Source organism: Roseicyclus sp. (genome assembly GCF_965662675.1).
Lineage (GTDB): Bacteria > Pseudomonadota > Alphaproteobacteria > Rhodobacterales > Rhodobacteraceae > Roseicyclus.
Genome location: NZ_CBFIIK010000013.1, coordinates 1 through 20,289, shown reverse-complemented (window position 1 = coordinate 20,289; position 20,289 = coordinate 1). Strand labels below are relative to the sequence as shown.

Here is a 20,289-nt window from a genome sequence, read left to right as displayed (position 1 = left end):
TAAACCCGGCTCATGAGTGATGAACCAAGCCTGATCCGCCTTGCACGTGAGACGGGGGCCGAGGCCCCGGCGCAGCCCGTCGATCTGGGTTTGCGGGTGCGCGAATTGCGCCGCGCGCGCGATTGGACGCTGGAACAGGCGGCCAACCACGCGGGGCTCGCGCGTTCAACGTTGTCCAAGATCGAGAATGGGCAGATGTCGCCAACCTATGAGGCGCTCAAGAAGCTGGCCTTGGGGCTGGGCATCTCGGTGCCGCAGCTTTTCACGCCTCCCACCGATCCGCATGTCAACGGGCGTATGGCCGTGACGCGGTCGGGCGAGGGGCAGGCGCACGCCACCACCACCTATGAGCATGAGTTGCTGGCCGGGGCGCTGACGCGCAAATCCATGCTGCCCTATCGTGCCCGCATTCGCGCGCGCAGCTTTGACGAATTCGATGGCTGGGTGCGTCATGATGGCGAGGAATTTCTCTATGTGCTGACCGGGGTGGTGCGGCTGTTGACCGAATTCTATGCACCCGTTGATCTCAAGCGGGGTGACAGCGCGTATTATGACGCCTCGATGGGGCATAACGTGATCTCGCTGTCAGAGGATGACGCCACGATCTTGTGGGTGACATCACTGGGCTGAACGGGCATGGCTTTGGCGCGTAGACGGGTGCTTGTGGACACAAATTCTTGTGTCCTGCCGCAAAGCTGCTACAATGCGTGGAGTTTTTAAGCATAACGAGAGCAGTCCTGTGAAACATGTAACCTTGGCCACCGCAGTTGTATTTCTGGCCGGCGCAAGCCCCGTGCTGGCTGATCCGACCCTGATGTTGGGCGGCACATTCACCTTCGGCGCGATGCAAGACCCCAATTTCGGCATTACCGCGCGTTTGTTGGAAAACGACCGCGCCAATGAAAGCACCTTGGGCGCGGGTGTCACCTATTTCCTGTTTTCAGGCGACATCGGCGTCGATGTGTTCGCCGGATACCTGTTCGATAATGCGGCCTTCGGCTTTGGATACGATCTGGTGCAAGGTGCGCCTGTCGTCAGCCTCGGGTTGGTCGATACCCAGTAAGTGCGCCCGGCGCTTGGGCTAGTCGAACATTTCACGCAGATCGACGCTGCTTGCGACGCCGATCTGGCCCAGGTGCTTGTCCAAGAACATCGCCGCCGCATCGCGACCGGCGGTGAAAAGCTGGTGCAAAACCGCAGGCACCGGCACGATCTTGGTGGCGACCGAGAGTTGCTGCATCAGCGCGTCATCGGCGATCATATGGATGCGCAAGCGCTTCATCCGGCCATCTTCGACTTGGCCCGCTTCGATCAGACGTTGGACAAAGGCGATCGCGCGCAATTCGCGCAAAAGCGCGGCGTTGAAGCTGATCTCATTGACCCGGTTCTGGATCGCCCGCGCCGAGGTCGGGATTTCGTCGCGGATCAGCGGGTTGATATTCACGATCACGATATCGGCGGGCAGCTCGGGCGCGAAGAGGGGGAAAAGCGCGGGGTTTCCAGTATAGCCGCCATCCCAATAGGCCTCGACCTTGCCGGTCTTGGGGTCGGGGATTTCGATCGCGCGAAACAGGCTTGGCAGGCAGGCCGAGGCCATCAGCGCCGCGGCCGTGATTTCGGCGCCACGAAAGACGCGGATCTTGCCGCTGCGCACATTGGTGGCGCAGATCGAGAAATCGGGGCCTTGTGCGGCGCAGACCGTGTCATAGTGAAAACGCGTCACGATGCGTTCGAGCGGGTTGGTATAGAAAGGCCCCGAGGCATAGGGGCTGACCACCCGCGACAGCCCATCGCCCAAGGCGAAGGGCAGCGAGCTTTCGATGGCGTCGCTTAGGGCACTGGGGGTCACGGCGGTCAGCCACGGGTTCAGGCGCGGATCGGTGATCGCGCCCATCTGCTCCCACAGCCATGCAAGGTTTTCGCGGGCCGCATCGCGCCCGCCGCGCAGCAATCCCGCTTTGAGTGCCGCCCCGTTCAGCGCGCCCGCCGAGGTGCCCGAGATGCCAGCGATCTCGATCTCGTCGCTTTCCAATAGCCGGTCAAGCACACCCCAGGTAAAGGCCCCATGCGCGCCGCCGCCCTGAAGGGCAAGGGTGATGCGCCGCGCCATCGGGGCCTCAGCGAATGGGCGCGATCAAATCGCGCAGTGCGGTAACAGGGTCATCGGCGCGCCAAATCTCGTTGCCGAGGGCAAAGAAATCGGTGACCGGCGCGAGGGATGCGACCAGTTCGCGGTCAAGTGCGCCCTCGGCGACGACGGGCAATTCGATCATTTGCGACCACCATTCGAAAAGTGCGATCTCGGCGCGCGGGCCTGGCAAGAGCGCATGATCGCCGATCGGGCCGAAGGCGACGTAATCGGCCCCGCTTTCGCCCGCTGACAGCCCATCATGGCGCGAAGCGCCGCAATAGGCGCCGATGATCGCATCCGCCCCCAGCGCCTTGCGCGTGGCGCGCACATTGCGCGCGCCATCGCCCAAATGCACCCCGTCGAGCCCCAGCCGCTCGGCCAGGCCCGCATGGCCGGTGATCACCAAGGGGACATCGCGGGCATGGGCAATCTCGCGCAGACCATCGGCGGCGCGCGCCAGATCATCCTCGTCATCGCTGACCATCGCCAGACGCAGGCAGGCGATGGGTTCGGCATCCAGCACGGCCGACAAACGCGGCGCGAATGCGCTGATCTCGAAGCTTTGGGGCGTGATCAGGTAAAGGTTCGGTTGTTCGGTCTGCGTCATGTGCGGGCATCCTTGCGGCTGTCTGGGTGATAACGCCCGTGCGCTTGTGGGGCAATGGGGCGCTTGCCGCGCGCGCCGTGCCGCGCTAACCGCTGCTTCATGACCAATGCCACGCCCGCCGCCCAGCCTGTCTTTGTCCTGCTCCGCCCACAAATGGGCGAGAATATCGGCGCGGCGGCGCGGGGGATGTGGAATTTCGGGCTGGATCGCATGCGGGTGGTCGCGCCCCGCGACGGCTGGCCCAATGAACGTGCGGTGGCGCTTGCCTCGGGGGCGGGGCGGTTGCTCGATCATGCGGGGCTTTATGATGACCTGCCCACCGCGGTCGCCGATTGCACCTATGTTTTCGCCACCACGGCGCGCGCGCGCGGCATCACGGTGCCGATCCTGACGCCCGAGCATGCGATGGCGCAGGCGCGTGAAATCATCGCCAAGGGCGGGCGTGTCGCCGTGTTGTTCGGCCCGGAACGCTCGGGCCTCGACAATGATGATATCGCGCGCGCCAATGCCGTGATCTCGGTGCCGGTAAACCCGGATTTTCCCTCGCTCAACCTGGCGCAATGCGTGCTGCTTTGCGCCTATGAATTCCGCCGTGCGGGCGATGCGACACCGCCCGAAGTGCTGGATATGGCAGGCACCGATTTCGCCAATCAAGCCGAGATCGCAGCACTTGGCGATCATCTGGAGGCGCGGCTTGATGAGGCAGGTTTTTTCTTTCCCGAGGACAAGGCCCCGCGCATGAAGCGCAACCTGCGCCAGATCTGGAGCCGCTTGCCCCTGACGCAAGCCGATGTGCGCACGCTGCACGGCGCGTTTCGCCAGATCGTTCGCTGGGCCGAACAAAAGCGCAATGATGGTTGAGTGAAATGGGGGCGCTGCCCCCGCCGCGGCCCTGGGCCGCGTCCCCCCCGGGATATTTTTGAAACGAAGAAGATGTTGGACCGCTTGCCGCAGTCGCTTGGCTGTCGCTTGAAGGGGGGGCGGTCGCGCGTTAGGTCTGGCAACGAGTGACAGGGGAACCCGCCGATGGCCGAGAAGCGCAGCATTTTCCAAGAAGTGGACAGTGTCCAGAAACCAGCCGCGACACCGGGCGGGGTGACGCGCGACAGTGGCCGCGCGCGGCGGCTGGTGCGGGCGTGGTTGATGGCCCTGTTTGCGCTGGTTGTCTTGATGGTGGCGGTGGGCGGTCTGACGCGGCTGACGGATTCGGGGCTGTCGATTACCGAATGGGCACCGCTTTCCGGGGCCGTGCCGCCGATGAATGCCGCGGATTGGCAGGCGGAATTCGACGCTTATCGCCAGATCCCGCAATACCAGCTGATGAACCGCGGCATGAGCCTTGCGGAGTTCAAGGTAATCTATTGGTGGGAATGGGGCCATCGGCAGCTGGGGCGCGTGATCGGCCTTGTCTGGGCGTTGGGGTTTTTCGCGCTTTTGGTCTCGCGCAATATCCCGCCCGGTTGGACGGGGCGCTTGCTGTTGCTGGGTGGCTTGGGTGGCCTACAGGGGGCGATCGGCTGGTGGATGGTGCACTCGGGGCTGCAAGAGGGGATGATCTCGGTCGCCTCCTACCGCCTGGCCACGCATCTTGGGCTGGCGTTTCTGATCCTTGGTCTGATCGCGTGGTTTATGATGAAGCTTGGCCGCGAAGAGGCGCTGCTGATGGCCGCACGCCGCGATGGAGATCGCAAACTCAAGGGCATGTCGACGGGGCTTTTGCACTTGAGCTTTTTGCAGATCTTGATCGGCGCGCTGGTCGCGGGCATCGATGCGGGACGCAATTACATTGATTGGCCCTTGATGGCGGGAGGGTTTTTCCCGCCCGGCATGTGGACGATCGAGCCGCTTTGGCGCAACCTGTTCGAGAATGACGGGACGGTGCAGTTCATTCACCGGATCGTCGGCTATATCATCTTGGCGTTGGCGATCGGCGTCTGGTTCGCCGCGCGGCGCACCGGGCGGATGGCGACCAAGCGCGCCTTTGATTGGGTGATGGTGGCGATTTTCGCCCAGATGGTGTTGGGGATCGTGACGGTGATGCATTCCTCGCCCTGGTATATCGCGATCTGGCATCAGCTGGGGGCTGTGGCGGTGCTGACCTTGGTGCTGCGCGCGCGGTTCTTGAGCATGTACCCGCTGGCGCAAAGCGTGAAGGGGGCCAAGCCATGAGCGCGCTAGCGGGGCTTTTGGCCTTTCAGCGCGAGACCGAGGCGCTGGCGCAGGTGATGGGGCGTTTGGGCTGGGACCAAGAAACCATGATGCCGCGCGGCGCGGCGATGCAGCGCGGTGAAGAGATGGCGGCGCTTGAGGCGGTCTTGCATGCGCGCCGCACCGATCCGCGGATCGGCGATTGGCTGGTCGGCGCGACGCCGCAAAGCGAGGGTGAGGCGGCGCAGATCCGGCTGATCGCGCATAGCTACACACGTGCGTGCCGTGTGCCGGGCGATCTCGCCGCCGAGATCGCGCGCGTCACCTCTGTGTCGCAGGGCAAATGGGCGGCGGCGCGCAAGGCCGAGGATCTGGCGGGGTTCTTGCCGGTTCTGGGCGAGGTGATCGCGCTGCGCCGCGCCGAGGCGCAGGCGCTGGCCGGGGGCGGCGATCCTTATGACGCGCTGCTCGATGGCTATGAGCCGGGCATCACGGGTGCCGAGATCGCGGCGCTGTTCGACCGGATGCGGCCCCGTATCGTTGGGCTGCGTGCGGCTTTGCGCGATGCGCCGCCGGCACCGGTGCTGACCGGCCATTTCCCCCGTGGGGCGCAGTTGGCGCTTGCTCAAGAGGTGGCCGCCGTTTTTGGTTATGATTTCAGCCGCGGGCGCATCGACGAGGCGGTGCATCCGTTCTCATCGGGTTCGTTCAATGATGTGCGCATCACCACCCGCATCGACGAGGCCGAGCCCTTGGGCTGTATCTATTCCACCATCCACGAGGTGGGACACGCGGGATATGAACAGAATATCGCGCAAGATTACGGGTTGAGCGTGCTGGGCCAAGGCGTCTCGATGGGGGTGCATGAAAGCCAAAGCCGGATCTATGAAAATCAGCTTGGTCGCTCACCGGCCTTTTGCGACTGGCTTTATGGGCGGATGCGCGATCATTTCGGGCCGCTTTCGGTGGACACGCCCGAGGATTTCGCCCGCGCCGTGAACCGGGTGGCGGCGGGTTTCATCCGCACCGAGGCCGATGAGGTGCATTACAACCTGCATGTCATGCTGCGTTTCGATCTGGAGCGCGCCTTGATGCGCGGCGATCTGGCCTTGGGCGATCTCGAGGCGGCGTGGAACGACCGTTTCGGCGCGGATTTCGGGATCGCGGTTGGCAAGCCTTCGCAAGGGGTCTTGCAAGATGTGCATTGGCCGGTGGGGTTGTTCGGATATTTCCCGACCTACAGCCTTGGCAATGTCTATGCGGGCTGTCTGCATGTCGCGTTGCGCGCGGCGGCGCCGGATTTGGATGGGCAATTGGCGCGCGGCGATCTGTCGACCGCACTTGGCTGGCTGCGGTCCAATTTGCAATGCCATGGCGGGCTGCGCACGCCGCAAGCGACCATCGCCCATGCCACCGGCGCCCCCGTGCATGAAGATGCGCTGTTGGGTTATCTCGAGGCGAAATACAGCGCGCTATACGGGCTTTAAAGCTTGGCCAGATGCGAGGCGCAGCCGGTCAGTGCGGCGTAGTCGTCGCGCACCACAAAGATGCCGAAGCGGCCCATGAAATCAGCGAAACGGCCCTTGGCGCGCAGGTGATCGGCAAAGCCGAAACGGTCAAGATAGGGGGCGAAAGCGCGGCTGACGCCCCCCACCAAATACACGCCGCCAAAGGGCAGGTGCGACAGTGCGAGATCGCCCACCACCGTGCCCATGATCTGAACGAAACCCGCGGCGGTCGCTTGCGCGCGCGCCTCGCCCGCGTCCAGATCGGCCATGATTTGCGCAGGGAGCGCGGCCTCGCCATGCAAGACGCGGTGCAGATAGCTGATGCCGCGCCCCGAAAGCACCTCTTCCACCGAGGCAAAGCCGAAATCTTCCATCATCGCGGCGGTGAGCGCGGCCATGCTGCCGCCAAGGGCGGGCAGGCTCACATGGCCCGCCTCGGACGGGGGAACGAAGCGGCCGGCATTGGTGTCGAAGACCGGGCAGGCGTTGAAGCCCGTGCCTAGCCCAACAACAAGCTTGGCGGCATGGTCCGGCACCGTGGGTTGGGCGATGATGATGTCGAGATCATCGGCATCGATATGGCCGATCGCATGGCCTTGGGCTTGCAGATCATTGAGCACCGCCACCTTTTGCGCGCCCAATGTGCGGCGCAGCGTTTCGCGGTCGATCTGCCAATCCAGATTTGTCAGGCGCGCGACGCCGTCATGCACGGGGCCAGCCGCAGCCACGCAGATCCCGCTGATCTGATCGGTCGCGATATCGTTTTGGGCCAGGTATTGGGCCAGCACCGATGCAAGGTCGGGATGATCGGCATTGCTATGGCGCATCACAGTCGCGCGGTCCACGATCGGGCCGCGCGCAAGGGCCACGCGGGTATTCGTGCCGCCGATATCGGCGACGAGGCTCAGCCCGTCTTTGCCTGTGAGATTGCCCATTGCCGATCCCGGTTGTCTTGCCCTTAGCCGCGCCACCAGCGCGCGAGCGCGTGATAGGACGCTTTGGGCGTCCTTGCCAAGGTCTCGAAATCGACATGGATCAGGCCAAAGCGTTTTTCATAGCCAAGCGCCCATTCGTAATTATCCATCAAGGACCAGACGAAATAGCCTTGAACCGGCGCGCCAGCGGTGATTGCGGCCTGCACGGCGTGCAGATGCGCTTGCAAATAGGCGATGCGGGCGGTGTCGGGCTGATCGGGCAAATCGGGGTTGGCCATCCCGTTTTCCGTTATGAATAGCGGCAGGTCGCCGGAATAGTCGCGTGCGGTGCGGATCAAGAAATCGCGCAAGCCCTCGGGGTAGATCTCCCATCCCATCTGGGTCAGCGGCAGGCGGGTCGGGGCATCCGTGTAGCTGGGCCATGGACCATCGGCATGGCGCACCAGCTTGCGGGTATAATAGTTCAGCCCCAACCAATCGAGCGGGGCCTGAATGGTAACGAAATCATCTTGCCAGCCTTGCGGCAGATGGGGCTCCAACCCTTCAAGCACCTCGGCCGGATAGGCGCCCTTGAACAGCCCGCCAAGGAAAAAGCGATTATAGATGGCATCATAGCGCCGGGCGGCGGCGATATCTTGGGGTGCGTCGCTGGCGGGTTCGGCCCATTCGAAATTGCACACCGCGCCAAGGTTCGTCATCCCCAGATCGCGCATCACCTGAATCGATCGCCCATGGCTGAGCAGCACGTGATGCATTGCGCGCGCGGTGGCGCGGATATCGCGCAGGCCCGGCGCATGCGCCCCTTCGAAATGCGACAGCCAGCCGACGCACCACGGCTCGTTGATGGGCGCGGCCGACCAAACCCGGTCACCGATGCGCGTCATCACCAGATGGGTGTAATCGGCGAACCAGTCGGGCATGTCGGCATTGCGCCAACCGCCTTTGTCGGCCAAGGCCTGCGGCAACTCCCAATGATAGAGCGTGGCTGCGGGTTTCAACCCGCGCGCCAGCATCCCGTCGACCAGCCGGTCGTAGAAATCGAGACCTTTTGCATTGGGCTGGCCGGTGCCGTCTGGCAGCACCCGCGCCCATGAGGTCGAGAAGCGATAGACATCGGCCCCCAGCCCCTTGATCAGGTCGAGGTCATCTTCCCAACGGTGGTAGTGGTCGCAGGCGATCTGACCATGCTCGGCGCGCACGACATTGCCGGGCGTCGCGGCGAAGCTGTCCCAATGGGTCTGCCCGGCACCGCCAAAGCCATGCCCCTCGATCTGGTAGGCGGATGTGGCGACACCGAAGAGGAACCCATCGGGAAAATCCGTGCGGGCGAAATCCATGATTTGTTTCCTTGTCTGGCTGTTCAGCCGGGGCAGGGGCCGGTCGAGCGTCCGACCATCAGATCGACATCCCACAATTCCTGGATCGGAAGATGGTCAGGTTCGCGGATCAGCTGGATCAAGATCTCGGCGCAGCGCCGCCCGGCCGCCCGAATGGATGAGCGGGTGGCGGTAAAGGCCGGGCCGCCGACGTCATTGTTGAGATAACTCAATTCGTCATCATGGCAGATGACCGATATCTCGCGCCCCATGCGCAAGCCCCGTTCACCCGCAGCGCGCCGCACACCGATGGCGAGGATTACGGATGACACCAAGAAGGCGGTGGGCGGGTTGGGGCCGTCAAGCATGCGCGCGGCGGTCAGATAGCCGAAGCTTTCGGTCATCGCGTCACTGGCCATCAAATGGGGCAGGGCGGCGATATTGCGCGCCGCCAAGGCCTCTTCGAAGCCCCGGCGGCGACGCCTTGCGAAATCGAAGCCTTCCTGACCATTGATCAGCGCGATCCGGCGATGTCCGAGATCAATCAAGAAATCCGTGGCCCGCCGAAAGGCGCGCAGATTGGCGATGTCGAGCCAGCTGTAACCCTGCGCGTCCCCTGTGCGCCCATGAACCAGAAAAGGCAGGGCCAACTCGTTCAGCAGGGCGATACGGGGGTCGTCTTGTTGCGGGGCCTGCACCATGACGCCATCGACTGACCCATTGGTGGCAAGCTGGCGAAACGCGGCCTCGGTCTCGGCCTCGGGGACCATCGACAAGAGCAGATCATAGCCTTCGGCGGCATAGACCTCGCCCGCGCCAAGCAAGAAATCGGCGAAGATCGGATTGACCATCTCGGCCCGGCCGGTCAGCGGGATGACGTGACCGATGGTCATTGCGCGCCCTGTGGCCAAGCGCCGCGCCCGGCTGTTGGGGGCGTAATTGGCGGCCTTTGCTGCGGCCATGACGCGGCTACGGGTTTCTTCGCGCACTTCCGGGTAGCCGTTCAGCGCACGGCTGACGGTCGTCGGGCTGAGGTTCAGCGAATCTGCCAGTTCCTTGAGATTCATGCGCGAAATGATCCAAACCGGTTTGAATTGTCATGCGAGGCTAGCGTTGCAGCGGGCGGATTGTCAAAGATTCAAAACTGCCAAATCTTTCTGCACCTGCGAAATACTCTTCGTTATTTCAGTATTTTGCGCGAGCCGGATTGACAGACTCAGTTGTATTCGAAAATGTGCTTCCAACCCAAAGCGCTTTGGAAGATTTGGCAAAGTGCCATCCGTGCTTGGGTGCAAGTTTATGTCGGCCCTTCGGGTCGGCAGTTTCCTGGGAGGATAAGATGAAACATTCCTTGATGATCAGCGCGGCTGTTGTCGCGCTTTCGGCGGGTGGTGCGTTGGCAGACGCGCATATGCCCTTCGCGCAGGGCGAAGGGGCGTTCAATTGGGACAGCTATGCCGCGTTCTCGGCATCGGCGCCCAGCTTGGCGGGTCAAAGCCTGACCGTTTCCGGCCCTTGGCTTTCGCCCGAGGCGGAGCGTTTCGACATCTTGCTCAACTATTTCGAAGCGGCCACCGGGGTGGATGCCAGCTACACCGGCTCTGACAGCTTCGAGCAGCAGATCGTCATCGACGTCGAGGCCGGTTCCGCCCCCAATATCGCGGTTTTCCCGCAGCCCGGTCTCGCGGCGGTTTTGGCGGGCAATGGCCAACTCAGCGCGCTTGGCCCCGATATGGCGGCATGGGTCGGTGAAAACTACGCCGCCGGGTCGTCATGGGTCGATCTGGGCACTTATGCCAATGCATCGGGCCAGGATGAGTTCTACGGCTTTTTCTTCAACGTGAACCTGAAGTCTCTGGTTTGGTTCGTGCCTGAGAATTTCGAGGATGCGGGCTACGAGATCCCCACCACCATGGAAGAGCTGATCGCGCTGAGCGACCAGATCGTCGCGGATGGCGGCACGCCGTGGTGTATTGGTCTGGGTTCGGGTGCAGCGACCGGCTGGCCGGCTACAGACTGGGTGGAAGACATCATGCTGCGCACGCAGACCCCCGATGTCTATGATGCCTGGACCACCAATGACATGCCCTTCAACGACCCCCGCGTCGTCAATGCGATCGAGGTCTTCGGCTCTTTTGCGCGCAATGATGACTATGTCGCGGGCGGCGCAGGTGCGGTTGCCACGACCGATTTCCGTGACAGCCCTGCGGGCCTGTTTGCATCCCCCCCGGGCTGCTACATGCACCGCCAGGCCAGCTTCATCCCCGCCTTCTTCCCCGAAGGCACGGTTGTGGGTGAAGATGCCGATTACTTCTACTTCCCTTCCTTTGCGGGTGAAGACCTCGGCAACCCGGTTCTGGGCGGTGGCACGCTGATGGCCGTGACCGATCCTTCGGATGCGGCGGCGGCTTTCATGGCCTTCCTGCAGACCCCCTTCGCGCATGAGATCATGATGGCGCAGGGTGGGTTCCTCACGCCCCATTCGGGTGTGAACCTCGAGGCCTATCCCAGCGCGGTCGAGGCTGGGCAGGGCGAGATCCTGCTCAACGCGACCACCTTCCGCTTCGATGGCTCCGACCTGATGCCGGGCGGCGTGGGTGCTGGCAGCTTCTGGACCGGCATGGTCGATTTTGTCGGCGGTGCCGATGCGCAGGCCGTGGCCGACACCATCCAGTCCAGCTGGGACGCGCTGAAGTAAGCGTGCGCGTGATGCGCTGACACAGAAGATCCGGCCCTGCGGGGCCGGATCATTCCGTTCCGCGCCTTGGGGGAGGTTTGCAGATGAATCCGGCATTTCAGGCCTTGATCACCATCATCGTGGGTGTTGGCGGATGCGTGGGCTATTTCTACCTGTCGAACCTGTTTCTTGACCGCGTCCTGTTCCCGGCGCGCGGGCCGAATACGGGGCGCAACATCAACCGCGCCAATGCGGTGCGGCCTTGGCTGTTCCTGTTTCCCGCGCTGTTCGCGCTTGGGCTATACCTTGCCTATCCGGTGTTCGAGACTTTCCGCCTGTCGCTGGTCGACCGCAATGCAGGCGGGGCCTTCGTGGGGGCCGACAACTACGCGCGCATGCTTGATGATCCCAAGTTCTGGGAGGCGCTGCGCAACAATTTCCTGTGGCTCTTGATCGTGCCTGCGGCCTCGACCGCCTTCGGACTTTTGGCGGCACAGCTGACCGACAGGATTGGCTGGGGCAATATCGCCAAATCGTTGATCTTCATGCCGATGGCGATTTCCTTCGTGGGCGCGGCCGTGATCTTCAAGCTGGTCTATGATGCCCGCCCCGAGGATGTGGCGCAGATCGGTATTCTGAATGCGGTCTATTTGCAGCTAGGCGGCGCTGCGCCTGTCACATGGCTGACGGTGCCGTTTTGGAACAACCTCTTCTTGATGATCGTCCTGATCTGGATTCAGACCGGCTTTGCCATGGTGATCTTGTCCGCCGCGCTGCGCGGCATCCCCGAGGAGACGATCGAGGCGGCCATCGTCGATGGCGCCAACCCGTTCCAGATTTTCTTCAAGATCAAGGTGCCCCAGATCGCGGGCACGATCGTGGTGGTCTGGACGACAATCACTATCGTCGTGCTGAAGGTCTTCGACATCGTCTTTGCCATGACCAACGGCCAGTGGGAAACGCAAGTGTTGGCCAATTTCATGTATGACAAGATGTTCCGCGCAAATGATTGGGGCATGGGGTCGGCGGCGGCCATGGTGATCATGCTGCTCGTGACGCCGATCCTTGTGTGGAACGTCTATAACGCCCGCAAGGAGATGCGCTGATGTCTGGCTTGTGTCGCGGGGGGCGGGATCATGGATAATATCGCGGGCAAGAAATCCAGCCTGACTTGGGCCGTGCATCTATCGGTAGCGGCATTGGTGCTGTTATGGGTGTTTCCCACGTTGGGGCTGTTGGTGTCGTCTTTCCGCACCACCGATCAAATCCGCACCTCGGGCTGGTGGGCGGCAATGTTTCCCGCGGTGCAGAACGAGGTATTCCGCGCCGCCAATCCCGGAGAGTTCCGCATCGAACGCGACGGGGTTTTCGTGGTCGAGGGCAATCTCTACGTCGTTGATGGCCGGGCCGAGACCGCCGCCGATGTGGCCGCCGTGATCAGTGCTTGGGGTGTCTCGTCGCGCGATATCGCGGCCTTTGCACCGGGTGAGACCGCCGATCTGGGCGAGGGCGAGACGCTGAGCGTCGCGGCGAACGGCGATTACATCTGGTCGGGCAATGACGAACAGATCAGCGGGCGTGGTCAACGCGTCTTTGTGACCGCCGAAAGCCCGCCGGAGTTCACGCTGTCCAATTACCGGGGCGTGCTGTTCGACCCCGGTAACCGCGAGGGGATGGCAAAGGCCTTTTTCAATACGCTCACCGTGACGATCCCGGCCACCATCATCCCCATCTTGATCGCCGCTTTCGCGGCCTATGCGCTGGCATGGATGGAGTTTCCGGGCCGCGCGCTGTTGGTGGCGGCTGTCGTGGCGATGCTTGTCGTGCCGCTGCAGCTGGCGCTGATCCCGCTGTTGACGTTGCATAACCAGATCGGGATCGGAAAGGGTTACTTGGGGGTTTGGCTTGCCCATACCGGCTTTGGCCTGCCGCTCGCGATCTATTTGTTGCGCAACTACATGGTCGGCCTGCCGCGTGAGATCATCGAATGCGCCAAGGTCGATGGCGCCACCGATTTTCAGGTCTTTACCAAGATCGTGCTGCCCCTGAGCTTTCCGGCCTTGGCCAGCTTCGCGATCTTTCAGTTTCTTTGGACATGGAATGACTTGCTCGTCGCCATGGTGTTTTTGATCGACAGTTCGGGCCAGACCACGGTGATGACGCGCCAGATCGTCGAGTTGATGGGTACCCGCGGCGGCGATTGGGAGATTTTGGCGACCTCGGCCTTTGTCTCCATCGCCGTGCCGCTGATCGTGTTTTTCACAATGCAACGCTACCTCGTTCGCGGCCTGTTGGCCGGATCGGTGAAATAGGAAAGCCTCCCCCCAAGATGACTGCCATGCACTCCTTGCGGCCCGAAGATATCATTGCGCCTGACCTCGACTGGTGGCGCGGCGCTGTGATCTACCAGATCTATCCGCGCAGTTTCCAAGACAGCAACGCCGACGGGATCGGCGATCTGGCGGGCATCATCGCGCGGCTGGAACATGTCGCGGGCTTGGGCGTCGATGCGATCTGGATTTCGCCCTTCTTCCGGTCGCCCATGCTCGATTTCGGCTATGATGTCAGCGATTATTGCGACGTCGATCCGATGTTCGGCACGTTGGCCGATTTCGACGCGCTGATCGCGCGCGCGCATGAATTGGGGGTGCGGGTGCTGATCGATCTGGTGATCAGCCATAGCTCGAACCAGCATGTCTGGTTTCAGGAAAGCCAGCACAGCCGCACGAATGCCAAGGCCGATTGGTATGTCTGGGCCGACGCCAAGCCCGATGGCAGCCCGCCCAACAACTGGCTGTCGATCTTTGGCGGCCCGGCCTGGGAATGGTCGGGCGACCGGATGCAATATTTCCTGCACAACTTCTTGAAAGAACAGCCCGACCTGAATCTGCACAATGCTGATGTGCAAGATGCGCTTTTGGATGTGGCGCGGTTCTGGCTGGAGCGTGGGGTGGATGGCTTCCGCCTTGATACGATCAATTTCTACTTCCACGACAAGCTGTTGCGCGACAATCCCGCATTGCCCCCCGAGGCGCGCAACACAACCATCGCGCCCGAGGTGAACCCCTATAACTGGCAAGATCACCGTTACGACAAGAACCAGCCCGAGAACCTCGCCTTTTTACGGCGGCTGCGCGTCTTGATGAACGAATACCCCGGCACGACCGCCGTGGGCGAGGTGGGCGATGCCCAGCGTGGCATGGAGATACAGGCCGAATACACCTCGGACGGCGACAAGGTGCATATGTGCTACAGCTTCGAGTTCCTGTCGGGCACCACCCCTGATGCCGCCAAGGTGGCCGAAGTGCTTACCGCCTATGAGGCGACGATCGGCGATGGCTGGGCCTGTTGGGCCTTTTCCAACCATGACGTCGTGCGCCATGCGACGCGCTGGGGGCTGGATGATGCGGCGGTGCGGCTTTTTGCCGGGCTCTTGATGTCTTTGCGCGGCTCGGTCTGCATCTATCAGGGCGAAGAGCTGGGCCTGACCGAAGCCTATGTCGCCTATGAGGATCTGCAAGACCCCTATGGCATCCGCTTCTGGCCCAAGTTCAAGGGGCGCGATGGTTGTCGCACGCCGATGCCTTGGACCACCGACAATCACAATGGCGGCTTTTCGGAGGCGCGGCCCTGGCTGCCCGTTGCGGTCGAACATCTGCCGCGCGCTGTCGGCGCCCAAGCGGCACAGGCGGACAGCATGCTTGACTTCTACCGCCGCATGATCGGCTTTCGCCAAGCATGGGCCCCGCTCATCAAGGGCGATCTGTCCCATATCAGCGCCGTGGATGGCGTGCTGAGTTTCCGGCGTAGCCATGAAGGCCAGGTGTTGTTCTGTGCCTTCAACATGACGGATGAGCCCCAGCGCGTTCCCATGCCCGAGGGTCAATGGCGCCAAGATCGCGGCGCCCCCTTCGCGCCCGCAACTGAGGATGGAGATGTGTTCGATCTATCGCCATATCACGCCGTTTTCGCCGCGGCCGATGACACGCAAATCGCGACGTAACAAGGGCAGGGGGGAGAGGACATGGCCGATCTGAAGCTGAGTGGGGTGGAAAAGGTCTATGGGGGCGCTGTGCGCGTCCTTCATGACATCGACCTCGACATCAAGACAGGCGAATTGATCGTCTTCGTCGGCCCCTCGGGCTGTGGGAAATCCACGCTTTTGCGCATGATCGCGGGTCTGGAAAAGATTTCGGGCGGCACGCTCGAGATTGACGGTCAGGTGGTCAATGATGTGCCGCCCAGCCAGCGCGGCATCGCCATGGTGTTCCAATCCTATGCGCTTTACCCGCATATGACCGTCTACGACAACATGGCCTTTTCGCTCAAGATTGCGGGGCTTGATCGGGCCAGCATCGACCAAAAAGTGCGCGCCGCCGCCGACAAGCTGCAACTGACCAATTTCCTTGATCGCCTGCCCAAGGCGCTCTCGGGCGGCCAGCGTCAGCGGGTGGCGATCGGGCGCTCGATCGTGCGCGACCCCAAGGTCTATCTGTTTGACGAGCCGCTCTCGAACCTCGATGCCGCGCTGCGGGTCGCGACCCGGATCGAGATCGCGCAGTTGAAAGAACAAATGCCCGACAGCACCATGATCTACGTCACCCATGATCAGGTCGAGGCGATGACGCTGGCCTCACGCATCGTCGTGCTTGCAGGCGGCGGCATCGCGCAGGTGGGCACGCCATTGGAGCTATACGAGCGGCCCAATTCCACCTTCGTCGCGCAATTCATCGGCAGCCCCGCGATGAACCTGATGGCGGGCAAGATCGTCGGCACGGGCGATGTCACGACGTTGGAACTGGCGCAGGGTGCCGGGCAAGTGAAGTCGCATTACCCGTCTCTTGCCAGTGATTTGGGGGCGGATGTTCAAGTTGGAATTCGGCCAGAGGATATGGTCGAGACCGCTGATGCCGCCTTTGCCTTCGAGGGGACGGTCGATATCGTCGAGGCCCTTGGCGAGGTGACGCTGCTGTATTTCGCCAAAGGCGTGGGCGTTCAGGATGGCGTCATCGGAAAACTGCAGGGAATCCATGCGGGCCTGCGTGGACAGACCGTGCGCCTGACAGCCGATCCCGAAAAGGTGCATGTTTTCCGTGACGGCATTTCGCTGCACCATCGTGACCAGCCCGTTTTTCTGCCCGGCGTGCAGCCGCATTGAGGGCGTGACTGGCGTTGTTAGCGCTAACATGATAAACACGCGGCGACTCGCATCAAAGGGAGGGGCGGCATGTCCTTGGACGGTCGTATCGCTGCAGTAACCGATCGGATCGTGGCGCGCTCGCATGCCACCCGCGCCACATATCTCGACCGGATGCGCAAATTGGCCGAGGATGGCCCGCGCCGTGCCCATCTGTCTTGCGGCAATCAAGCCCATGCCGATGCCGCGATGGGTGCCGACAAGGATGCGCTGGTGGCCGCGCGCGCGCCCAATATCGGGATCGTGACGGCCTATAACGACATGCTCTCGGCCCATCAGCCCTTTGAAACATACCCTGACAAGATCAAGGCGGCCGCGCGGCGTGCCGGCGCCACGGCGCAGGTTGCAGGTGGCGTGCCCGCCATGTGCGATGGCGTGACACAAGGCCAGACAGGGATGGAGTTGTCGCTTTTCTCGCGTGATGTGATCGCCTTGGCGACCGGCGTGGCGCTCAGCCACAACACCTTCGACGCGGTGCTTTACTTGGGCGTTTGCGACAAGATCGTGCCGGGTCTGGTGATGGCGGCGGCCACCTTCGGCTATCTGCCGGGGCTTTTCGTGCCGGCGGGGCCGATGGTCTCGGGCTTGCCCAATGACGAGAAATCCAAGGTGCGCCAGCAATTCGCGACCGGCGCCGTCGGCCGCGACGTGCTGATGAAGGCCGAGATGGACAGCTATCACGGCCCCGGTACCTGTACCTTTTACGGCACGGCCAATTCCAACCAGATGTTGATGGAATTCATGGGGTTGCACCTGCCCGGCGCGTCCTTTGTCAATCCCGGCACACCCTTGCGCGAGGCGCTGACCGATGCCGCGACCGAACGCGCGGCGGCCATCACAGCGCTTGGCAATGCCTATACGCCGGTCTGCGACATCCTCGACGAGAAGGCCTTCGTCAATGGAATCGTCGGGCTGATGGCGACAGGCGGGTCGACCAACCTTGTCATCCATCTCGTCGCCATGGCGCGCGCGGCGGGGGTGATCATTGAGCCGACGGATTTCGCCGATATCTCGGCGGCCACGCCGCTGATGGCGCGGGTCTATCCCAATGGTCTGGCCGATGTGAACCATTTCCACGCCGCCGGTGGCCTTGCCTACATGATCGGCGAGTTGCTGGAGGCCGGGCTGCTGCACCCCGACACCCAGACCGTGGCGGGCCAGGGGCTCGCGCTTTATGCGCAAGAACCCAAACTGCGCGACGGCGCGCTTGCATGGGAGGCAGGCCCGCGCGCCAGCCTCAACGACAAGATCCTCCGTCCCGCCGCCGCCCCCTTCCAGCCACAGGGTGGCTTGGTCGAACTGGTCGGCAATCTGGGTCGCGGCGTGATGAAGGTCTCGGCCGTCGATCCCGCCCGCCATGTGATCGAAGCCCCCGCGGCGATCTTTGAAAGCCAAGCCGCGGTCAAGGCCGCCTTTCAGCGCGGCGATCTGAACCGCGATGTGGTGGTGGTGGTGCGATTCCAAGGCCCGCGGGCCAATGGCATGCCGGAACTCCATGCGCTGACGCCGCTTCTGTCGGTGCTGCAAGATCGCGGCCACAAGGTGGCGCTGGTTACCGATGGCCGTATGTCGGGCGCTTCGGGCAAAGTCCCCTCTGCCATCCATGTCGCCCCCGAGGCGCTTGATGGCGGGCTGATCGGCAAGCTGCAGGATGGCGACCTTATCTGCGTCGATGCCAGCACCGGTGTGCTTGCCGTGCTGACCGACGGTGTCGCCGATCGCACCGCCGCGCTGCCCGACCTTTCGGCCAATAGTCACGGTGTGGGGCGTGAATTGTTCGAGATCTTTCGTGCCAATGCCGGGCCTGCCACGTTGGGCGCTGCCGTGGTCGTGTAGGGTATCATTTGCCTTCATCTTTCCCCAAATACGCAAAGCCCCATCGTTGCAAAGGATACCATTGATGACCCCCATGGCCCAATCCGCCGTCACGCGCGAGATCGCGGCGCAAGCGCCGATCATCCCGGTCTTGGTGCTTGAGGATGCGGCTCATGCCGCGCCGCTGGCCCATGCGTTGGTGGCCGGCGGCCTGCCCGCGCTCGAGGTGACGCTGCGCACGGATTGCGCGCTCGACGCGATCCGGGCCATGGCCGATGTGCCGGGCGGCATCGTTGGTGCTGGCACGCTGCTCACCCCCGACGATATCCGTGCCGCCAAGCAAGCGGGTGCCAAGTTCGGCGTCTCGCCCGGTGCCACGCCACGCCTGATCGCGGCATCGGTCGAGATCGGCCTGCCGCTCTTGCCGGGGGCTGTCACGGCATCGGAGGTCATGGCGCTGTGGGAACAGGGCTATGACATGCTGAAATTCTTTCCCGCAGAGGCCGCGGGCGGCGCGCCTGCGCTCAAATCCATCGGCGGGCCGATCCCGCAGGTCTCTTTCTGCCCCACGGGCGGCATCACGCCGCAAAATGCGCCCAGCTATCTTGGCTTGCCCAATGTGATCTGTGCAGGCGGCTCTTGGGTTGCGCCCAAGGAAATGGTCGCCGCGGGCGATTGGGCGGGGATTACCGCCTTGGCCGCCGCGGCGGCAGGCTTGGCGCGTTAGGCGGCCAAAGTTTCGGCAAATCCGATGAGCCGGGCGATCGCATCGGCGAAGCGGTCGTCGGGCAAGGTCAAAGCCACCCGCACATGACCCGCTGCAGCATTTCCGAAGCTTTCGCCGGGCATGACCGCCACCAATTCTGCATCAAGAAGACGCGCGGCGAATTCATCGCCCGATAGGCCGGTGGCACGAATATCGAGCATCACATACATGGCCCCATCCGGCGGGATCGCGCGGAGATATGGATGGTCTTCGATGCGCGCCAAGAGCAGATCGCGCCGCCGCTTGAAGGGCGCGGCCACCGACGCCTCGATCGCGGCCCCTTGCGCCAAGGCGAAAAGCCCCGCCTCCTGAATATAACCCGGCACGCCATAGGTTGTATGGGTGGCCAAAGTGATCATCTGTGCGATGACCGCTTCCGGCCCACAGACCCATCCAAGGCGCGATCCGGTCATGGCGTGGCTTTTGGACAGCGATCCGATGCTCAGCGTGCGCGCGGCCATGCCGGGCAGGCTGGCGATCGGACGATGCCGCCCATGCCAGACTTGGGTGTCATAGACTTCGTCCGCGATCACCCAAAGATCATGCGCCTGCGCGATGGCCGCGATCCCCGACAGGCTCTCATCGGAATAGACGGCGCCAGTGGGGTTGTTGGGGCTGTTGATCAACAGCGATCTTGCGCCTTTTGCGGCGACGGCAAGGGCTGCGAGATCGGGCTGAAACCCATCCTCGCTGCGCGCAGGGACCGGAACCGGCAGGGCGCCCACGGCGCGGATCGTGCCGGGATAGGTGGCGTAATAAGGATCGATCAACAGCGCACGATCGCCCGCATCGCAGGCCGCGTGATGGGCGGCGAAAAGCCCCGCCTGTCCACCCGGCACGATCAGCACATGATCGGCTGTGACGCGCCGCCCATGTTGCTTGCTCAATCTTGCGGCCACGGCTGCACGCAACGCGGCCACCCCCGGCACGGCGGCATATCCCGTATGCCCGGCCCGCGCCGCGCGGTGCATCTCGTCCAAGATCAAAGGGTCCGTGCCGATATCATGCTCGCCGATGGTCAACTCCAACACATCATGACCTGCGGCCTTCATCGCGCGGGCACGGTAGAAGAGTTGCCAGCCATCATCGCCATCGCCCGTCAATGTCGCGATCCGCTGCGAGGGGCTGGGCATGATTGGGCGCTCCGATCCGATTGGGCTAGGCTGGCAGTTGCGCATGGGTGCGCGCG

Annotated in this window: 18 protein-coding genes; 12 read left to right on the top strand and 6 right to left on the bottom strand. The window is 63.0% G+C overall.

Annotation, left to right across the window (positions count from 1 at the left end; genetic code table 11):
* Nucleotides 1-12: 12 nt before the first annotated feature.
* Nucleotides 13-630: a helix-turn-helix domain-containing protein gene (locus ACTG4J_RS04300; RefSeq protein ID WP_439137396.1), complete on the top strand. Its 618-nt coding sequence runs from the start codon at nucleotides 13-15 to the stop codon at nucleotides 628-630.
* Nucleotides 631-739: 109 nt separating this feature from the next.
* Complete coding sequence (locus tag ACTG4J_RS04295; RefSeq protein ID WP_439137394.1) at nucleotides 740-1,063, top strand: hypothetical protein; 324 nt, start codon at nucleotides 740-742, stop codon at nucleotides 1,061-1,063.
* Between the two features lie 18 nt (nucleotides 1,064-1,081).
* On the opposite strand, the gene ACTG4J_RS04290 is transcribed toward ACTG4J_RS04295, so the two are convergent.
* Nucleotides 1,082-2,110: a patatin-like phospholipase family protein gene (locus ACTG4J_RS04290; protein WP_439137392.1), complete on the bottom strand. Its 1,029-nt coding sequence runs from the start codon at nucleotides 2,108-2,110 to the stop codon at nucleotides 1,082-1,084.
* A gap of 7 nt (nucleotides 2,111-2,117) precedes the next feature.
* On the bottom strand, nucleotides 2,118-2,738 hold the full coding sequence (locus ACTG4J_RS04285; RefSeq protein ID WP_439137390.1) for a thiamine phosphate synthase: 621 nt from the start codon (nucleotides 2,736-2,738) through the stop codon (nucleotides 2,118-2,120).
* A gap of 99 nt (nucleotides 2,739-2,837) precedes the next feature.
* Here ACTG4J_RS04285 and ACTG4J_RS04280 point away from each other — a divergent pair, with 99 nt between their 5' ends.
* From ACTG4J_RS04280 to ACTG4J_RS04270, 3 genes are all read left to right on the top strand, one after another.
* Nucleotides 2,838-3,599, top strand: coding sequence for an RNA methyltransferase (locus ACTG4J_RS04280; RefSeq protein ID WP_439137388.1), 762 nt, complete (start codon nucleotides 2,838-2,840; stop codon nucleotides 3,597-3,599).
* A 165-nt stretch (nucleotides 3,600-3,764) separates the two neighbouring features.
* Nucleotides 3,765-4,907 carry a heme A synthase gene (gene ctaA / locus ACTG4J_RS04275; protein WP_439137386.1) on the top strand — a complete coding sequence of 381 codons (1,143 nt, stop codon included), beginning with the start codon at nucleotides 3,765-3,767 and terminating at the stop codon, nucleotides 4,905-4,907.
* Complete coding sequence (locus ACTG4J_RS04270; protein WP_439137385.1) at nucleotides 4,904-6,373, top strand: carboxypeptidase M32; 1,470 nt, start codon at nucleotides 4,904-4,906, stop codon at nucleotides 6,371-6,373. Before ctaA ends, ACTG4J_RS04270 begins: the two co-directional genes overlap by 4 nt.
* On the opposite strand, the gene ACTG4J_RS04265 is transcribed toward ACTG4J_RS04270, so the two are convergent.
* The 3 genes from ACTG4J_RS04265 to ACTG4J_RS04255 are packed head-to-tail and all read right to left on the bottom strand — an operon-like array spanning nucleotide 6,370 to nucleotide 9,712.
* A complete protein-coding gene (locus ACTG4J_RS04265; protein ID WP_439137383.1) occupies nucleotides 6,370-7,329 on the bottom strand; it encodes a glucokinase in 960 nt (319 codons plus the stop codon). The genes ACTG4J_RS04270 and ACTG4J_RS04265 overlap by 4 nt on opposite strands.
* 23 nt (nucleotides 7,330-7,352) lie before the next feature.
* Nucleotides 7,353-8,666, bottom strand: a complete 1,314-nt coding sequence (locus ACTG4J_RS04260; protein ID WP_439137381.1) for a GH1 family beta-glucosidase — start codon at nucleotides 8,664-8,666, stop codon at nucleotides 7,353-7,355.
* Between the two features lie 23 nt (nucleotides 8,667-8,689).
* Nucleotides 8,690-9,712: a substrate-binding domain-containing protein gene (locus ACTG4J_RS04255; RefSeq protein WP_439137380.1), complete on the bottom strand. Its 1,023-nt coding sequence runs from the start codon at nucleotides 9,710-9,712 to the stop codon at nucleotides 8,690-8,692.
* Nucleotides 9,713-9,984: 272 nt separating this feature from the next.
* Between ACTG4J_RS04255 and ACTG4J_RS04250 the strand changes: the two genes are divergently transcribed.
* The 7 genes from ACTG4J_RS04250 (at nucleotide 9,985) to eda (ending at nucleotide 19,061) form a co-directional block, all read left to right on the top strand.
* Nucleotides 9,985-11,343 (top strand): ABC transporter substrate-binding protein, encoded by a 1,359-nt coding sequence (locus tag ACTG4J_RS04250; RefSeq protein ID WP_439137378.1) that lies wholly within the window; start codon nucleotides 9,985-9,987, stop codon nucleotides 11,341-11,343.
* A gap of 83 nt (nucleotides 11,344-11,426) precedes the next feature.
* Complete coding sequence (locus ACTG4J_RS04245; RefSeq protein WP_439137376.1) at nucleotides 11,427-12,428, top strand: carbohydrate ABC transporter permease; 1,002 nt, start codon at nucleotides 11,427-11,429, stop codon at nucleotides 12,426-12,428.
* A gap of 30 nt (nucleotides 12,429-12,458) precedes the next feature.
* Nucleotides 12,459-13,634, top strand: coding sequence for a carbohydrate ABC transporter permease (locus ACTG4J_RS04240; protein ID WP_439137374.1), 1,176 nt, complete (start codon nucleotides 12,459-12,461; stop codon nucleotides 13,632-13,634).
* 17 nt (nucleotides 13,635-13,651) lie between these two features.
* Complete coding sequence (locus ACTG4J_RS04235; RefSeq protein WP_439137372.1) at nucleotides 13,652-15,325, top strand: alpha-glucosidase; 1,674 nt, start codon at nucleotides 13,652-13,654, stop codon at nucleotides 15,323-15,325.
* A 21-nt stretch (nucleotides 15,326-15,346) separates the two neighbouring features.
* Nucleotides 15,347-16,480: an ABC transporter ATP-binding protein gene (locus ACTG4J_RS04230; RefSeq protein ID WP_439137370.1), complete on the top strand. Its 1,134-nt coding sequence runs from the start codon at nucleotides 15,347-15,349 to the stop codon at nucleotides 16,478-16,480.
* 69 nt (nucleotides 16,481-16,549) lie between these two features.
* Nucleotides 16,550-18,355 (top strand): phosphogluconate dehydratase, encoded by a 1,806-nt coding sequence (gene edd / locus ACTG4J_RS04225; RefSeq protein WP_439137369.1) that lies wholly within the window; start codon nucleotides 16,550-16,552, stop codon nucleotides 18,353-18,355.
* A 64-nt stretch (nucleotides 18,356-18,419) separates the two neighbouring features.
* A complete protein-coding gene (gene eda, locus ACTG4J_RS04220; RefSeq protein WP_439137367.1) occupies nucleotides 18,420-19,061 on the top strand; it encodes a bifunctional 4-hydroxy-2-oxoglutarate aldolase/2-dehydro-3-deoxy-phosphogluconate aldolase in 642 nt (213 codons plus the stop codon).
* Here the strand turns inward: eda and ACTG4J_RS04215 are convergent.
* Nucleotides 19,058-20,233 (bottom strand): pyridoxal phosphate-dependent aminotransferase, encoded by a 1,176-nt coding sequence (locus ACTG4J_RS04215; protein ID WP_439137365.1) that lies wholly within the window; start codon nucleotides 20,231-20,233, stop codon nucleotides 19,058-19,060. The two genes, eda and ACTG4J_RS04215, sit on opposite strands and share 4 nt — an antisense overlap.
* Nucleotides 20,234-20,289 lie beyond the last annotated feature (56 nt).

Bases quoted from the DNA above. Each gene is read 5' to 3' on its own strand.
- ACTG4J_RS04240 (WP_439137374.1), top strand. From the start codon at position 12,459: ATGGATAATATCGCGGGCAAGAAATCCAGCCTGACTTGGGCCGTGCAT.
- ACTG4J_RS04285 (WP_439137390.1), bottom strand. From the start codon at position 2,738: ATGACGCAGACCGAACAACCGAACCTTTACCTGATCACGCCCCAAAGC.
- ctaA (WP_439137386.1), top strand. From the start codon at position 3,765: ATGGCCGAGAAGCGCAGCATTTTCCAAGAAGTGGACAGTGTCCAGAAA.
- edd (WP_439137369.1), top strand. From the start codon at position 16,550: ATGTCCTTGGACGGTCGTATCGCTGCAGTAACCGATCGGATCGTGGCG.
- ACTG4J_RS04230 (WP_439137370.1), top strand. From the start codon at position 15,347: ATGGCCGATCTGAAGCTGAGTGGGGTGGAAAAGGTCTATGGGGGCGCT.
- ACTG4J_RS04255 (WP_439137380.1), bottom strand. From the start codon at position 9,712: ATGAATCTCAAGGAACTGGCAGATTCGCTGAACCTCAGCCCGACGACC.
- ACTG4J_RS04250 (WP_439137378.1), top strand. From the start codon at position 9,985: ATGAAACATTCCTTGATGATCAGCGCGGCTGTTGTCGCGCTTTCGGCG.
- ACTG4J_RS04270 (WP_439137385.1), top strand. From the start codon at position 4,904: ATGAGCGCGCTAGCGGGGCTTTTGGCCTTTCAGCGCGAGACCGAGGCG.
- eda (WP_439137367.1), top strand. From the start codon at position 18,420: ATGACCCCCATGGCCCAATCCGCCGTCACGCGCGAGATCGCGGCGCAA.
- ACTG4J_RS04235 (WP_439137372.1), top strand. From the start codon at position 13,652: ATGACTGCCATGCACTCCTTGCGGCCCGAAGATATCATTGCGCCTGAC.
- ACTG4J_RS04215 (WP_439137365.1), bottom strand. From the start codon at position 20,233: ATGCCCAGCCCCTCGCAGCGGATCGCGACATTGACGGGCGATGGCGAT.
- ACTG4J_RS04280 (WP_439137388.1), top strand. From the start codon at position 2,838: ATGACCAATGCCACGCCCGCCGCCCAGCCTGTCTTTGTCCTGCTCCGC.
- ACTG4J_RS04300 (WP_439137396.1), top strand. From the start codon at position 13: ATGAGTGATGAACCAAGCCTGATCCGCCTTGCACGTGAGACGGGGGCC.
- ACTG4J_RS04290 (WP_439137392.1), bottom strand. From the start codon at position 2,110: ATGGCGCGGCGCATCACCCTTGCCCTTCAGGGCGGCGGCGCGCATGGG.
- ACTG4J_RS04245 (WP_439137376.1), top strand. From the start codon at position 11,427: ATGAATCCGGCATTTCAGGCCTTGATCACCATCATCGTGGGTGTTGGC.
- ACTG4J_RS04265 (WP_439137383.1), bottom strand. From the start codon at position 7,329: ATGGGCAATCTCACAGGCAAAGACGGGCTGAGCCTCGTCGCCGATATC.
- ACTG4J_RS04260 (WP_439137381.1), bottom strand. From the start codon at position 8,666: ATGGATTTCGCCCGCACGGATTTTCCCGATGGGTTCCTCTTCGGTGTC.